The sequence below is a fragment of the Phenylobacterium aquaticum genome, from assembly GCF_947378715.1.
GTDB lineage: Bacteria > Pseudomonadota > Alphaproteobacteria > Caulobacterales > Caulobacteraceae > Phenylobacterium > Phenylobacterium aquaticum_A.
The window spans coordinates 1-13,965 of the sequence record NZ_CANCLE010000107.1 but is presented as its reverse complement, the minus strand read 5'-3'; the positions used below and the strand labels follow the sequence as shown (position 1 = coordinate 13,965).

Annotated in this window: 15 protein-coding genes; 7 read left to right on the top strand and 8 right to left on the bottom strand. The window is 68.2% G+C overall.

Annotated elements, in window-relative coordinates; genetic code table 11:
- Positions 1–343: pyridoxine 5'-phosphate synthase (locus tag Q7P21_RS13970; RefSeq protein ID WP_304177552.1), on the bottom strand; the 343-nt coding region annotated here is incomplete at its 3' end.
- Positions 340–924 (bottom strand): orotate phosphoribosyltransferase, encoded by a 585-nt coding sequence (gene pyrE / locus Q7P21_RS13965; RefSeq protein WP_304172099.1) that lies wholly within the window; start codon positions 922–924, stop codon positions 340–342. The genes Q7P21_RS13970 and pyrE, both read right to left, overlap by 4 nt.
- Before the next feature lie 74 nt (positions 925–998).
- On the opposite strand from pyrE, the gene Q7P21_RS13960 reads away from it, so the two are divergent.
- The gene (locus Q7P21_RS13960; protein WP_304172101.1) at positions 999–1,529 is read left to right on the top strand and encodes a GNAT family N-acetyltransferase; all 531 of its coding nucleotides are present in this window, start codon (positions 999–1,001) and stop codon (positions 1,527–1,529) included.
- Here Q7P21_RS13960 and Q7P21_RS13955 read toward each other — a convergent pair.
- Positions 1,526–2,425: an EamA family transporter gene (locus Q7P21_RS13955; protein ID WP_304172103.1), complete on the bottom strand. Its 900-nt coding sequence runs from the start codon at positions 2,423–2,425 to the stop codon at positions 1,526–1,528. The two genes, Q7P21_RS13960 and Q7P21_RS13955, sit on opposite strands and share 4 nt — an antisense overlap.
- A gap of 148 nt (positions 2,426–2,573) precedes the next feature.
- Here Q7P21_RS13955 and Q7P21_RS13950 point away from each other — a divergent pair, with 148 nt between their 5' ends.
- The 3 genes from Q7P21_RS13950 (at position 2,574) to Q7P21_RS13940 (ending at position 7,463) form a co-directional block, all read left to right on the top strand.
- Positions 2,574–3,446, top strand: coding sequence for a TauD/TfdA family dioxygenase (locus Q7P21_RS13950; protein ID WP_304177550.1), 873 nt, complete (start codon positions 2,574–2,576; stop codon positions 3,444–3,446).
- A gap of 112 nt (positions 3,447–3,558) precedes the next feature.
- The gene (locus Q7P21_RS13945) at positions 3,559–6,720 is read left to right on the top strand and encodes an amidohydrolase family protein (RefSeq protein WP_304177549.1); all 3,162 of its coding nucleotides are present in this window, start codon (positions 3,559–3,561) and stop codon (positions 6,718–6,720) included.
- Between the two features lie 56 nt (positions 6,721–6,776).
- A complete protein-coding gene (locus Q7P21_RS13940; protein ID WP_304177547.1) occupies positions 6,777–7,463 on the top strand; it encodes a glutathione S-transferase family protein in 687 nt (228 codons plus the stop codon).
- Positions 7,464–7,474: 11 nt separating this feature from the next.
- On the opposite strand, the gene Q7P21_RS13935 is transcribed toward Q7P21_RS13940, so the two are convergent.
- Together Q7P21_RS13935 and rpoZ are read right to left on the bottom strand one after the other, a co-directional pair.
- Positions 7,475–9,643, bottom strand: coding sequence for a bifunctional (p)ppGpp synthetase/guanosine-3',5'-bis(diphosphate) 3'-pyrophosphohydrolase (locus Q7P21_RS13935; RefSeq protein WP_304168688.1), 2,169 nt, complete (start codon positions 9,641–9,643; stop codon positions 7,475–7,477).
- Positions 9,644–9,777: 134 nt separating this feature from the next.
- Positions 9,778–10,137: a DNA-directed RNA polymerase subunit omega gene (rpoZ, locus tag Q7P21_RS13930; protein WP_242562808.1), complete on the bottom strand. Its 360-nt coding sequence runs from the start codon at positions 10,135–10,137 to the stop codon at positions 9,778–9,780.
- Positions 10,138–10,285: 148 nt separating this feature from the next.
- Here rpoZ and Q7P21_RS13925 point away from each other — a divergent pair, with 148 nt between their 5' ends.
- Positions 10,286–10,909, top strand: coding sequence for a DUF998 domain-containing protein (locus Q7P21_RS13925; RefSeq protein ID WP_304168692.1), 624 nt, complete (start codon positions 10,286–10,288; stop codon positions 10,907–10,909).
- On the opposite strand, the gene Q7P21_RS13920 is transcribed toward Q7P21_RS13925, so the two are convergent.
- Together Q7P21_RS13920 and folK are read right to left on the bottom strand one after the other, a co-directional pair.
- Entirely contained in the window at positions 10,906–11,535 is a 630-nt protein-coding gene (locus Q7P21_RS13920) for an HAD hydrolase-like protein (protein ID WP_304168695.1), read from the bottom strand. The two genes, Q7P21_RS13925 and Q7P21_RS13920, sit on opposite strands and share 4 nt — an antisense overlap.
- Before the next feature lie 240 nt (positions 11,536–11,775).
- Positions 11,776–12,315: a 2-amino-4-hydroxy-6-hydroxymethyldihydropteridine diphosphokinase gene (folK, locus tag Q7P21_RS13915; protein WP_304177545.1), complete on the bottom strand. Its 540-nt coding sequence runs from the start codon at positions 12,313–12,315 to the stop codon at positions 11,776–11,778.
- Between folK and Q7P21_RS13910 the strand changes: the two genes are divergently transcribed.
- Both Q7P21_RS13910 and Q7P21_RS13905 read left to right on the top strand, forming a co-directional pair.
- Positions 12,315–12,908, top strand: a complete 594-nt coding sequence (locus tag Q7P21_RS13910; protein ID WP_304168700.1) for an NYN domain-containing protein — start codon at positions 12,315–12,317, stop codon at positions 12,906–12,908. The genes folK and Q7P21_RS13910 overlap by 1 nt on opposite strands.
- On the top strand, positions 12,905–13,555 hold the full coding sequence (locus Q7P21_RS13905) for a uracil-DNA glycosylase (protein ID WP_304168703.1): 651 nt from the start codon (positions 12,905–12,907) through the stop codon (positions 13,553–13,555). Before Q7P21_RS13910 ends, Q7P21_RS13905 begins: the two co-directional genes overlap by 4 nt.
- On the opposite strand, the gene Q7P21_RS13900 is transcribed toward Q7P21_RS13905, so the two are convergent.
- On the bottom strand, positions 13,552–13,965 hold a 414-nt coding region (locus Q7P21_RS13900; RefSeq protein WP_304177543.1), incomplete at its 5' end, for a GNAT family N-acetyltransferase. The two genes, Q7P21_RS13905 and Q7P21_RS13900, sit on opposite strands and share 4 nt — an antisense overlap.

The window sequence follows — 13,965 nt, the reverse complement described above, 5'->3', positions numbered from 1 at the left end:
CGCCGGCCACGTCGAGCCCGCCCTCGGTGGTCACCTCTTCCCGACGCTCAGGCACCAGGCAGGCGGCGTGCGGCAGGTGGCGGAGCGCAATGGTCTCCATCTCCTGGGTCACGGCCATCTCGAAGTTCAGCGGCTGGCCGCGCTTGCGGGTGATCACCGCCAGCGCCTCGATGTCAGCGTCGGAGATGTGGCGGCGATCCTCGCGCAGGTGGGCGGTGATGCCGTCGGCGCCCGCGCCGATCGCCAACTCAGCCGCCCGCATGGGGTCGGGATAGGCGGCGCCCCGGGCGTTCCGGATCGTCGCCACATGGTCGATGTTCACGCCCAGACGAAGACGGCTCATCCGTGCAGCCTCCGGCTGCCGGGATCCTCGATCGGGATGGCGGCGAGTTCGGGCGGCAGCTGGTCGGCGGGATAGGCCGGCACGTCCAGGCGGGCCAGGGCGACGAAAGGCGCGCCCGGATCGGCGCGGCCGCCGGAGCGGTCGACGATGGCTGCGGCGCAGACCACATTGCCGCCCGCCGCCTTGATGGCCTCGACGCATTCCCGCGACGACAGGCCGGTGGAGACGATGTCCTCGACCATGGCGATCCGTGCGCCTGGCGGAATGGAGAAGGCCCGGCGCAGCTTGAAGGCGCCCCCTTCCCGCTCGACATACATCGACGGCACGCCGAGGTGCCGCGCCGTCTCATAGCCCGGGATGATGCCGCCCACGGCCGGCGAGATGCAGAGGTCGACCGGCCCCACGGCCTCGACGATCTTCTCGGCGAGCGCCTTGCACAGGCGCGCGGTGCGCTCGGGATACTGGAAGACCAGGTTCTTCTGCAGGAACACGCCCGAATGCAGCCCGCTGGACAGGATGAAGTGCCCCTCGCGCAGGGCGCCTGACGCGCGGAATTCCTCGAGGACCTGTTCGGTGTTCATGGCGCGCGCCTCCTGCTTGACGCCGATTAGCGAATGGCGGTCTGGCTGTCATCTGGCTTGCGGAGGCTTCGGCCATGGTGGCGCGCGATTTCGAGATCCGGACCGACCGGCTGAGGCTGCGCGCGTTCCTGCCGACCGACGCCGCGCGCATGGTCGAGATCCAGTCCAACTGGAATGTGACGCGGATGCTGCGGCTCGCTCCATGGCCACCGACCGAGGCGGCGATGATCAGGTGGGTCGACCTGCATGGCGAGGAATGGCTCGCGGGCAAAGCCTATCGCTTCGCCGTCGAGCATGAGGGCCGGGTCATCGGCTGCGCCGACATCGACGCGGTGGAGAATGGCTCGGCTGACATCGGCTATTGGTTTGATGAGGCCTATTGGGGCGGCGGCTACGCTTCGGAAGCGGCCGGCGCGGTGGTGCGCTTCGCCTTCGAGACCCTGGGCCTGACACGGCTGACCGCCGGCCACGTCAACGACAATCCGGGGTCGGGCAAGGTGTTGTTGAAACTGGGCTTCATCCATGTCGCCGACGGGGTGCGCGACAGCCTGCCCCGGGGCGAGGGCGTGCCCTATCGGTTCTACGTGCTGGCGGCGCCGATCTAGGCGGCGGCCACGGCCTTGGGCCGCCAGATCATCGGCCCGAGGATATTGATCGCCAAGCCGCCGATCACCAGCACGGCGGCGGCGATCTTCCAGGCCGGCAGGGGCTCGGCCAGCAGCACCGCCGAGGCGCCCATGCCGAACACCGGCACCAGCAGCGCCCAGGGGGTGATGGTCGCGGCCGGATAGCGGGCGAGCAGGAAGCCCCAGGCCACATAGCCGAACAGGGTGTTGCCCACCGACTGCCACAGCACGGCGACCCAGGTCATGGCGTCGGCGTGGGTCAGGCCATGCTGGATCGCCGGCCAGCCCTCCATGACGAACGACAAGGTCACCAGGGGCGGGATGGAGAACAGGCTGGCCCAGACCACATAGGACAGCGAACTGACCCCCGGCGAGGCGCGCTGCACCAGGTTGCCCAGCGACCAGCTGAGCGCGGCAAACAGCACCAGGCCCAGGCCGATCGGGGTGGTGCTGGCGTCGGTGTGGGTCAGGATCACCCCCAGGCCGATGGTGGCCAGGCCCAGGGCCGCCACCTGGAACAGCCGCACCCGCTCGCCGTTCAGCCACATGGACAGGCCGATGGTGAAGAACACCTGGGTCTGCACGACCAGGGAGGCGAGCCCCGGCGAGATGAAGCCATGCATGGCGATATAGAGTACGCCGAACTGGCCCAGGCCGATCAGCACCCCATAGGCCGCCAGATTGCGCCAGGGCACGGGCGGCTTCTTCAGGAAGAAGGCGGCCGGCAGGAAGGCGAAGGTGAAGCGCAGGGCCGCGAAGGTCAGCGGCGGCAGGTGGGCCAGCGCCACCTTGATGACCACGAAATTGGTGCCCCAGACGGCGACGACCGCCAGGGCGAGCAGCGCGTGGCGCCAGGTCAGGCTGTGGGCGGTCATCCGGCGTCCCTCCGTAGGCGTCCGCTTTAGCACCGCTTCCGGGGCTGAGGGCAAGTCAGCAGGGCTCACCAGCCTGGGCAATGTTTCTTGCTTGCGTCCTGTCGCGTTCGGGCGAAGCTGGAGCCGAAGACCAGACGGAGAACATCTCATGGCCGGACAAACCCTGCGCATCCAACGCGTCGCCGGCGCCCTTGGCGCCGAGATTTCCGGGGTGGACCTGTCCCGGCCTCTGGACGCGGCGACCGTCGCCACGATCCGCCAGGCCTTCGTCGAGCATCAGGTGATCTTCTTCCGCGACCAGGCGCTGACGCCCGAGCAGCAGATCGCCTTTGGCCGGCAGTTCGGACCGCTGAATATCCACCCCTATGTCAAGGGCATGGCGGGCCATCCCGAGGTGATGGAGGTCATCAAGGAACCGTCCGACAAGGTGAACTTCGGCGGCGGCTGGCACTCGGACATGAGCTTCCTGGAGAAGCCGGCCATCGCCTCGGTGCTCTATGCAGTGGAGCTGCCCGACTGGGGCGGCGACACCCTGTTCGCCAGCCAGGCCGCCGCCTACGACGCCCTGTCGCCCGGGCTGAAGCAGACCCTCGACGGACTGAACGCCATTCACAGCGCCAGCCGCGAATATTCCCCGGCCGGCCACTCCGCCCAGAAGCGCTCATCCATGAACGTCAGCGAGGCCGAGGGCGTCGTCGGCGAATACATCCACCCGGTCGTGCTCACCCACCCGGAGACCGGCCGCAAGGCGCTCTATGTGAACCCGGCCTTCACAATGCGGTTCGAGGGCTGGAAGGCCCGGGAATCCAAGGCCCTGCTCGACTTCCTGTTCGAGCATTGCCGCTATGAGGCCTTCACCTGCCGCTTTGCCTGGCGGCCCGGCTCGGTGGCCATGTGGGATAACCGCTCGGTCTGGCATTTCGCGTTGAACGACTATCCCGGCCAGCGTCGGCACATGCGCCGCGTGACCATCGATCCCGCGCCGGTCACGGTGGCGAGCCCCGCCCTGTCGCACGCCTAGCCTTATCGCGTGGCGCCTGTGCGGAAGCGCTGCGAGGATGATGATCGGTGCTCGCGCGGCGCGCCGTCCTGGCCTCTACTGACCTCCGACAAGCGTGGGGTGGGAGACGAGCATGGGTGATCGGCGTGAAGGCGGCGTGGACCGCCGAAAGCTGCTGTCGCTCGGCGGCCTGGCGCTCACCGCATCGTCTCTTCCCCTGTCCCCGGCCGACGCCGCGCCCGCCAAGGCCAAGGGGCCCGAGGGCGGTCGGCGCTATGTCACCGTGGTCGAGGGCACCAATATCGCCGTCGCCGCCGCGCCGGACGGCAAGACCCTGGCCTTCGACCTCTACGGCGTGATCTGGACGGTTCCGGTGGACGGCGGGCCGGCGACGCGCCTGACCGACGACCTGACCGATGGCGCCCAGCCCGACTGGACCCCCGACGGCAAAGCCCTGGTCTTTCAATCCTATCGCGACGGAACCTTCCAGCTCTGGCGGGTGGGCGCCGACGGGACCGGCCTGGTCCGGTTGACCCAAGGGCCGTTCGACGCCCGCGAGCCCAGGGTCTCGCCGGACGGCCACAGGGTCGCCTTCTCGTCCGACCGCACCGGCAAGTACGCGATCCACGTCCTGGACCTCACCAACGGCGAGGTGAAGCTGTGGGCCGAGGCGGAGGGCCAGGCCTGCGAACCGGCCTGGTCGCCGGACGGCGCGAAGATCGCCTTCGCCGTCGATCGCGTTCGCATCGAGGTGGTCGATGGCGCGGGCGCCCGCGACGTGGCGGTCACCCTGCCCACCACCGCCGGCCCGGCCGAGTTGCACAGCCCTGCCTTCACGCCCGACGGCAAGACCTTGGTCTATGCGGTGATCGCCCATGGCGCGGCGGAACTGCACGGCGCCACAGGCCCCCTGTTCCAGGGCGAGGATGTCTTCCCCTTCCGCGCCACCTGGCTGCCCAGCGGCGAGATCGTCTACGCCGCCGACGGCAAGATCCGCCGGCGCGGTCCGGGCGGCCCACGCGACGTGCCCTTCTCCCTGGTGGTCCCGGTCAATCCGCCTGACTACGCCAAGAAGGGCCGCGACTTCGACAGCGCCACGCCCCGGCCGGTCGTGGGGATCGGCAGCCCGGCCCTGTCGCCAGACGGCAAGCAGGTGGCGTTCCGGGCGCTGAACGACCTGTGGATTCTGCCGATCGGCGGCAAGCCCCGGGCCCTGATCAAGGACAGCTACTGGAAGTGCGATCCCGCCTGGTCGCCGGACGGCAAGCTACTCGCCTATTCCACCGATCGCGGCGGGTCACTGGACATCTGGCTGCGCGACCTGGCCGCCGGGACCGACCGGCAGATCACCCGCCACGCCGGCGCGGCCCTGTCGGCCGCCTGGTCGCGAGACGGCAAGACCCTGGCCTTCCTGGACCAGACCGGCGCCCTGCACACGGTCGATGTGGCCAGCGGGACGATCCGCCAGCTGTTCGGCGCGATCTGGGAACCTGGCAAGCCGAGCTTCAGCGCCGATGGCAAGACCCTGGCCCTGGCCGCCTTCAAGCCCTATTCGGCCCGCTATCGCGAAGGCCTGAGCGAGATCCTCACCGTCGATGTCGCCACCGGCGCAGCGACCTACCAGCCCCATGCGCCGCACAAGTCGCTGGGCACGCGGGGCGACGACGGCCCGGTCTGGTCGCCGGACGGAACCCGCCTCGCCTATGTGTTCGCCAGCCGGCTCTGGGTGGTGGATGTCGACGCCCAAGGCCGGTTCCGGGGTTCGCCCCGAGCCCTCAACGACGAAGTGACGGATGCCCCGAGCTGGAGCGGAGATTCCAGCCAGATTCTCTATCTTTCCGGTGGAAAGCTCAGGCTGATTCCGGCGGTGGGCGGGGCAGCCAAGACCGTGGCCCTGCCGTTGACCTGGGCCAACGCCAAACCTGTCGGGCGAACCGTCGTGCGCGCCGGGCGGCTCTGGGACGGAACCGGACCGGACCTCAAGACCGGGGTCGATCTGGTGATCGAGGGTAACCGCATCGCCGACCTGGTTCCCATAGGCCAGGGCCCATCCGACGCCAGGCTGATCGACGCCCAGGGCGCCACGGTGATCCCCGGCCTGGTCGAGATGCACGCCCACCGCCAGATGCAAGGCTATGGCTATGGCGACCGGGATGGCCGGCTGTGGCTGTCGCTCGGGGTGACCACCGCCCGCTCGCCGGGGTCGCCGGCCTATCACATGGTCGAGGACCGCGAGGCGATCGACGCCGGGGCGCGCCTGGGACCCCGCTATTTCTCCACCGGCGAGGCCATCGACGGGTCGCGGATCTATTACAATTTCATGCGGCCGGTGACCGAGCCGGGCCAGATGCAGCTGGAGCTCGACCGTGTCGAGGCGCTGTCCTACGACCTGATCAAGGCCTATGTCCGCCTGCCACTCTCGGCCCAGCGCGATCTGGCGACCTGGGCCCATGCGCGCGGCCTTCACGTCACCTCGCACTACCATTATCCGGCCCTGGCCTTCGGCCTGGACGGCATGGAGCATATCGGGGCGACCAGCCGCTTCGGCTATTCGCGCACCACCAGCGCGCTCGGGGCCAGCTATCAGGACGTCACCGCCCTCTTCGTCCAGAGCGGCGCGCGGCGGACGCCCACCCTGTTCTCCTCCTCGGCCCTCTATGGCCAGGATCGCTCCCTGGTCGATGACCCCAGGATCAGGGCGCTCTATCCGCCGTGGGAATACGCCCGTCTGACCCAGCGCGCCGAGCAGGCCGCCAGGGGCGACAACCGCGCGGCGCTCGCCTCCCTGGCCCGTAATGTCGACCATCTGCGCGAGAGCCTGCGCAACGGCGGCGAGGTGGTGACCGGCACCGACTCTCCCATCGATTTCAACGGGGTGAGCCTGCACATGAACCTGCGCGGCATGGTCCGCTATGGGCTCACGCCCTATGAGGCCCTGACCACCGCCACCCGGGCTTCCGGGGAGTATCTGGAACAGCCAATCGGGACCCTGACCAAGGGCGCCCTGGCCGATGTGCTGATTACCGAGGGCAATCCGCTGGTGCGTATCGAGGACGCCGCCGCCGTGCGGATCGTCATCAAGAACGGCGTCGCCTACACCCCGGCCGAGTTGATGGCCCCCTTTGCGGGCCAGGCCCGGGCCGAGATCGAACCGGTTCGGCCTATGGCCAGCGCAAAGCCCGCCTTCTGGTGGCACGCGGCCGACTATGTGGAGAGCGGCCGCGCCGCCTGCTGCGTCGACCCATTCTGCCGCACACCGCTGGGCCCCAGCCGCTTCGTGGTCGAGGAGGTCTAGCCTCAGAACCCGGAAACCAGTCTAGGATCGGCGGCGCGCGGGGAGGCGCCACACCGATGCTGAAGCTGTTCCAGGTCTATGACTCGCCGTTCCCGACCCGGGTGCGCCTGCTGCTGCTGGCCAAGAACATCCCCCACCAGATCATCGAGCCGCCGGGCTTCAAATGGGATGGCACGCCCAAGGGCGACTATTTCGAGATCAATCCGATCGGCCGGGTGCCGGCCCTGGTGCTCGAGGACGGTCGCGCCCTGCCGGAGAGCGAGGTGATCTGCGAATATCTGGAGGACGCCTATCCGGAGCCGTCCTTGCGCCCCGCCGATCCGTTCGAGCGGGCGACCATGCGGCTGATCTCGCGCATCTGCGACATCTATCTGGTCATGGCCATGGTCCCGCTGTTCAACGCCTCGGGCCGGCCGCGCAAGAGCTGGGACCCCGACCGCCTTGCCGCCGCCATGGCCGAGATCGCCAGGGCCTTGGCCTATCTGGAGGAATATATCGGGACCCAAGGCTATGCGGTCGGCGCGAGCCTGACCCAGGCTGACGGAGCCCTCGTCCCGCAGCTGGTGCTGGCCAGTGAATGGGCGCCCATGGTCTTCGGCCTGGACGATCCCCTGCCCGCCTTCCCCAAGCTCAGCGCCTATTGGACGGCGATCCAGACCGATCCCCTGGCGGGGCAGCTGATCGCCGAGACCCGCGAAGGCATCCGCGCATCACGGGAGCGAGCCAAGGCGCGGAACGGCTAGTCCCGCCCGGCTTAGCCTTTCGCCCGCTCCACCGTCTCGATGGACGGGTTGGCGCGCAGGGCTGCGGCGATATTGGTCAGGTGGCGGGCGTCCTTCACCTCGACATCGAAGTCGACGTCGAAGAAGTCGGCCTGACGGCGGTGCATCCGCAGATTGACGATATTGCCGCCGGCCTCGCCGATCACCGTGCAGGCCTGGCCCAGCACGCCGGGCGCGTTGCGGATGGTGGCGGTGAGCCGCGACAGGGTGACCGTGTTGCGCTCGGCCTCAGGCGTCCATTGCAGGTCGCGCCAGAGTTCCTCGCGGTCCTCATATTCGGCAAGCTTGGCGCAGTCGATGGCGTGGACGGTCAGGCCGCCTGAGTCCGGCTCGACGATGCCGACGATGCGGTCGCCGGGCACCGGGGTGCAGCAGGTTCCGAAGTGGAGCGAGATGCCGGGCGTCAGGCCGCCGCCGCGCACATAGAGCCTGGCCGACTTGCCGCCTTCGATCCGGCGGGTGGCGGTGGCCGCGGCGCGGTCGCTTTCCTTCAGGCCCGGGAAGATGACGTCGAGGATCTGGCCGGGCGAGATCTTGCCACGGCCGACCAGATTATAGAGGTCCTCCTCGGTCGGGGCGGCCAGGCGTTCCAGCGCCGGCTTCAGCGAAACCTCGGCGCGGGACTTGCCGGCGCGTTCGAAGGTCTGCTCGACCGTGGCCCGGCCCAGGCGGGTGAATTCTTCCTTCTCAGCCAGACGGATATGGCGGCGGATGGCGGAGCGGGCGCGACCGGTGACGGTGAGCGAGCGCCAATCCTGGGGCACCACGGGCTTGGGTCCGCGAATCACCTCGACCACGTCGCCGTTGAGCAACAGGGTCCGCAGCGGCTTCAGCTCGCCATTGATCTTCACGCCGATACAGGTGTCGCCGACATCGGTATGGACCCCATAGGCGAAGTCCAGCGGCATGGCGCCCCGGGGCAGGCTGACCAGCTTGCCCTTGGGGGTGAACACGAAGACCTGGTCGAGATACATCTCGAGCTTGGCGTGCTCGACCAGTTCCTCGACGTCGCCACCGTGCTCCAGCACCTGGACCAGGTGGCGCAGATTGACCAGCGGATCGCGACCGCCGGCGGCGGCCTGGGCCTCGGCGTCGAAGCCGTAGGACTTGTCCTTGTAGCGCCAGTGGGCGGCCACACCCTCCTCGGCCACGCGGTCCATGGCCTCGGTACGGATCTGCATCTCGATGCGCATGCCCTTGGGCCCGACCACCGTGGTGTGCAGCGAACGGTAGTTGTTGCGCTTCGGAGTCGAGATGAAGTCCTTGAACCGGTCCGGCACGCAGGGCCAGGCGCGGTGGATGACGCCCAGGGCCTGGTAGCAATCGGTCTCGGATTCCACGATCACCCGGAAGGCGTAGATGTCCGACAGCTGGGAAAAGCCGATCGATTTGCGCTGCAGCTTGCGCCAGATCGAATAGGGATTCTTCTCGCGGCCGAACACCCGGGCCGACAGGCCGGACGCGTCCAGCTTGGCGGCGATTTCGCCGGAGACCACCGCGACCGCCCCGCCCTGTTCGATCCGCAAAGCCTCAAGCCGGCGGCCGATGGCGTCGCGGGCGACCGGGTTCAGATGTTCAAAAGCCAGCTCTTCCAGCTCGGAACAGATCCGGTGACAGCCAATGGAGCGGGCGAGCGGCGCGTAGATATCCAGGGTCTCGCGGGCGATACGTTCACGCTTGGCCGGATTCTTGATGTACTGCAGCGTCCGCATGTTGTGTAGACGGTCGGCCAGCTTGACCATCAGGACGCGAACATCCTTGGAGATGGCCAGGATGAACTTGCGAAGGTTCTCGGCCTGCTTGGTGTATTCGCTGTTGAGCTCAAGCTTGGTGAGCTTGGTCACCCCCTCGACCATCTCGGCGATCTCGGCGCCGAACAGGTCGGTGATGTCCTGGGGCGTGACCGGGGTGTCCTCGATCACGTCATGCAGCAGGGCGGTGACGATGGTCGAGGTGTCCAACCGATAGTCGGTCAGGATGCCGGCCACCTCGATCGGGTGGGCGAAATAGGGGTCGCCGGACGCGCGCTTCTGCGAGCCGTGCATGCGCATGGCGTAGACATAGGCGCGGTTGAGGATCGCCTCGTCGGCGGTGGGGTCGTAGGAGCTGACCTTGTCGATCAGCTCATACTGGCGAAGCATCCGGGGACGCTTCGCGGCGCTGGGCAGTGGGGGCGCCGGCGCGGTCGCGGCAGGTTCCGCGACCGGCGTGTTTTGGGGTTCGGCGGGCGGTTCAGACGCCGCCGTCAAGATAAGAGGGTCTGCGCCTTCAGGGCTCAGTACCGCTCCTCCTGACCGCCATCGCGGTCGCTCTGCAGGGCGCGAACCAGTTCCAGTTCGCTCATCTGCATGTGGGTCGGGTCCGACAGCAGGGCCAGGGTCTCGGCCTCTTCCTCGGCTTCCGAACGCTCGTCGACGCGCTGCAGGGTGCCGATCAGGCTCTCGCGCAGTTCCTCGGCGTCCACCACGTCATCGGCGATCTCGCGCAGCGAGACGACCGGGTTCTTGTCGTTGTCGCGGTCGACCATGATCTGGGACCCCGCCGAAATCGCGCGCGCGCGATGGGCCGCCAGCAGCACGAGGCTGAAGCGGTTGGGGACCTTTTCAATGCAGTCTTCGACGGTGACGCGAGCCATGAAATCCTCGGAGGGGCGGTAGAACCGTACAAAATAGAGGTTCGCAGGCGATTGTGCAACGCCGCATGACTCGCCTGTGGGAGGTCCGCCGTTGACCACCGGCCGGCCCGGCGTGAATCTTCCCCAAAACACGCTCTGGGGAGGGCGCATGGACCGCTTGCTGCTCAAGTTTGGGATCGCCGCGCCGATCCTCTATTTCGCCACCATCATCGTCTGTTCACTGCTCAATCCCGGCTACAGCCAGGTGTCCCAGTATGTCAGCGAACTCGGCGCGGCGGGCGCCCAGCGCCCCGACATCTTCGCCACCGGCATCATGGCCGCAGGCGCCTGCGCGATCATCGGCGGCCTGGCCTTCATCCTGGGCCTGCGACGAAAGGCCCGAGGCCTGATCCTGCCGCTGCTGACCGGTCTGTCGATCGTCGCCTGGGGCGTGTCCATGGTGCTGGGCGGGCTCCATCCCATGCCGGATGAGCGCCACGGCGCCTACGGCCTGGGCATGGCCATCCAGGCCGCGCCGCTGCTGATGTTCCTGGCGATCAGCGGGCGGGCGGACATGACCGGCCTCAAGACCTTCCTGCTGATGGTGTTCCTGGCCTCAGGCGCCCTGCTGGCCGCCATGATGGGGGTGGGACATGTCGTGCATGTCGCCCAGGTCGGCCTGTGGCAGCGCGCCTATGCGCTCGCCAGCATTCCCTGGATCGCGGTCGCCGCCCTCTGCCTGGATCAGGCCTTGGCGGCCAAGGACAAGAAGGATCGCGCCGCGAAAGCCTAGCCGACGATCGCCGGCAGGATTTCGGACAGGTCGCGGAACAGGATGGTCGGCTTGTGCTCCGCCAGGATCTCTGGCCGCTGATAGCCCCAGATCACCGCGCCGGAGGAAATGCCCGCCTTGGCCGCCGCCTCGATGTCGCGGGTCTCGTCGCCGATGGAGATCACCTCGTCCGGGCTGATCTTGGCGCGGCGGATCACAGCGCGGAACTTCGGCGTCTTGCCGAACATCGACGCGCCGCAGTTATAGTAATTGACCATTGGCGCCAGCTTCGGCCCCAGGATCCGGCGGACATTGGCCTCTGAATTGGAGCTGACCAGAGCCACCTTCACACCGGCCTCGGACAGGCCGTTGAGCAGTTCCGGCACGCCCTCGAACAGCGGAATCTTCGAGGCGTGCTGGGCGACCAGCTTGCGGGTGTGGATGGCGATCAGCGGCATCTTCCACTTGGCCACGCCCATATAGTCGACCACTTCGCGGCTGGAGCGGCCGCGCAGCATCGCCACCTCCTCATCGGAGATGCGGCGGAAGCGGAATCGCTCGGCCACGCCGTTGGTCATGCTGATGAACCAGTCGGCGCTGTCAGCCAGAGTGCCGTCGAAATCGAATATGACGAGCCGATAGCCCAAGAAAACGCCCCACATTGAACGGTCGGCCCGGCTGCCCGGCCGCAGGCGGGCCGTCCATCGAGCGGGCCCCAAGCTGCCCGAACATTCGCGCCGGATCGAGTCCTTCGATCAGGAAACGGGCTGCGCGTCCAGGCTGACGCGCGCCCGGGCGATCAGGAAACAGGCTGCGCGTCCAGGCTGACGCGCGCCCGGGCGATCAGGAAACAGGTCGCGCGTCCAGGCTGACGCGCGCCTGGGCGATCAGGAAACAGGCCGCGCGTCCAGACCGACACTGGCCTGATCGGCCAATTGCCGCGCCGTCAGGCCCAGGCGGGGATGGCGCCAATCCGGGGCGATCTCGGCCAGCGGCCCCATCACGAACAGCCGCTCGTGGGCGCGGGGATGCGGAATCACGAGTTGCGGTTGATCCAGGGTCACCCGGCCATGGGCGATCAGGTCCAGATCCAGGGTCCGGGCGGCGTTTTTATGGGCGCGCATTCGCCCGAACTCGGCCTCGATCGAAAAAAGAGTCCGCAGGGTGTGAAGCGGCGAAAAGCGAGCCTCGACAAGTACAACGCCATTGCGATACTCGTTTCCGTCCGGCTCCGGCCAGGCGGCGGAACGCCACCAGGACGACCGGCTCACGACAGGCAATCCCGCCTGGGCGAAACGAGCGAGCGCAGCTTCGAGAAGAGCTTCGGACGAACCGAATTCGCCGGGGAGATTTCCCCCCAGGGCGATGACGACCAGATCGTCCGGCGCAGTCCGCCTTCCGCCCCCCTTATGGATTTCCGTTTCCAATGACATTTTATCCCACCGACAGGCTGGCGCTCTTCATTGATGGAGCGAACCTGTATTCTGCGGCCAAGGGGCTCGGCTTCGACATCGACTACCGCAAGCTGCTGGAAGAGTTCCGCAAGCGCGGGGTGCTCGTGCGCGCCTACTACTACACCGCCCTGGTCGAGGATCAGGAATATTCCCCGATCCGCCCCCTGGTGGACTGGCTGGACTACAACGGCTTCCGCCTGGTGACCAAGCCGGCCCGGGAATACACCGACGCCCAAGGCCGCAAGCGCTGGCGCGGCGACATGGATGTCGAGATCGCCGTCGACATGCTGGAAATGGCCGCCCACGCCGATCACCTGCTGCTGTTCTCCGGAGACGGCGACTTCCGGGTCCTGGTCGAGGCCGTGCAGCGCAAGGGCGCCCGGGTCACCGTGGTCTCCACCGTGAAGTCCCAGCCGCCGATGGCGTCCGACGACCTGCGCCGTCAGGCCGACAACTTCATCGATCTGGCCGATCTGGCCGACATCATCGGCCGGCCCTCGCGCCTGCCCCGGTTCATCCAGGAAAGCCGCACCGGCGCCGACCGCGAGGCGGATCTGGACGCGTGAGCGCCACGATCGCCGTGACGGCCGAACCGCCCCGCGACTGCCCGCTCTGCCCGCGCCTGGTGGCCTATCGCGCCGAGAACCAGGCCGCCAATGCCGACTGGTTCAACGGTCCGGCACCCTCCTTCGGCGATCCCAACGCGCGCCTGCTGGTCGCGGGCCTGGCGCCGGGACGCACGGGCGCCAATCGTACGGGCCGGCCGTTCACCGGCGATCATGCCGGCTGGATGCTCTACGACACCCTCATCAAGACCGGCTTCGCCCGGGGCAAGTATGAGGCGCGGCCGGACGACGGCCTGATCCTCACCGACTGCATGATCTCCAACGCCGTGCGTTGCGCCCCCCCCGGCAACAAGCCGGAGACCTCGGAGGAAGCCGCCTGCAGGCCGTTCCTCACCGCGCGTCTGGCCGCCCTGCCCCGCCTGAAGGTGATCGTCACCCTGGGCGACGTCGCCCGGCGCAATGTGCTGCGAGCCATAGGCCTCAAGGCCTCGGCCGGCGCGCCCGGCCATGGCTCGGAGTTCGACGCCGGCCCCTATCGGATCATCAACAGCTATCACTGCTCACGGCTGAATACTAACACCGGCCGCCTGACCGCGGCGATGTTCGAGGACATCTTCCGCCGCGCCCGGGCCGTGATCGACACCTAAGCCGTTCGGCTCCAGTAGAAATACCGCCAAGCCGGCGTGAATCCCGCGCGGGCATAGAGGGACCGGGCGGCGGCGTTCTTCTCCTCGACCTGCAGGAAGGCGCGATCGATCCCACGGGCGGCGGCCTCGCCCGCCAGACCGGCCAGCACACGACCTGCCAGCCCCTCGCCGCGCCGCGCTGCGTCCGTGCGCATGCCGTGGAAGCTGACCCAGCCGTGGCCGAAGGCGCCGGCCCCCACCGCCAAGGCGGCCTCGCCCTCCCGCACCGCCCCATAGGCGGCGCCGGGAGACCGGCTCAGGGCCTTGACCCGATAGGCGCCGTCGACGGGATCGAAGCCCTCGCCCAGGAACACGGCCGCCCAGGCGTCGTCGGGCCGGTCGGCGACCTCGGCGGGGTCGCGATCGGTCAC

Coding starts and splice junctions, on each gene's coding strand:
- Q7P21_RS13955 (WP_304172103.1), bottom strand. CDS start 2,425: ATGACCGCCCACAGCCTGACCTGGCGCCACGCGCTGCTCGCCCTGGCG.
- rpoZ (WP_242562808.1), bottom strand. CDS start 10,137: ATGGCTCGCGTCACCGTCGAAGACTGCATTGAAAAGGTCCCCAACCGC.
- Q7P21_RS13960 (WP_304172101.1), top strand. CDS start 999: ATGGTGGCGCGCGATTTCGAGATCCGGACCGACCGGCTGAGGCTGCGC.
- Q7P21_RS13910 (WP_304168700.1), top strand. CDS start 12,315: ATGACATTTTATCCCACCGACAGGCTGGCGCTCTTCATTGATGGAGCG.
- Q7P21_RS13935 (WP_304168688.1), bottom strand. CDS start 9,643: ATGCTTCGCCAGTATGAGCTGATCGACAAGGTCAGCTCCTACGACCCC.
- Q7P21_RS13940 (WP_304177547.1), top strand. CDS start 6,777: ATGCTGAAGCTGTTCCAGGTCTATGACTCGCCGTTCCCGACCCGGGTG.
- Q7P21_RS13950 (WP_304177550.1), top strand. CDS start 2,574: ATGGCCGGACAAACCCTGCGCATCCAACGCGTCGCCGGCGCCCTTGGC.
- Q7P21_RS13945 (WP_304177549.1), top strand. CDS start 3,559: ATGGGTGATCGGCGTGAAGGCGGCGTGGACCGCCGAAAGCTGCTGTCG.
- pyrE (WP_304172099.1), bottom strand. CDS start 924: ATGAACACCGAACAGGTCCTCGAGGAATTCCGCGCGTCAGGCGCCCTG.
- Q7P21_RS13925 (WP_304168692.1), top strand. CDS start 10,286: ATGGACCGCTTGCTGCTCAAGTTTGGGATCGCCGCGCCGATCCTCTAT.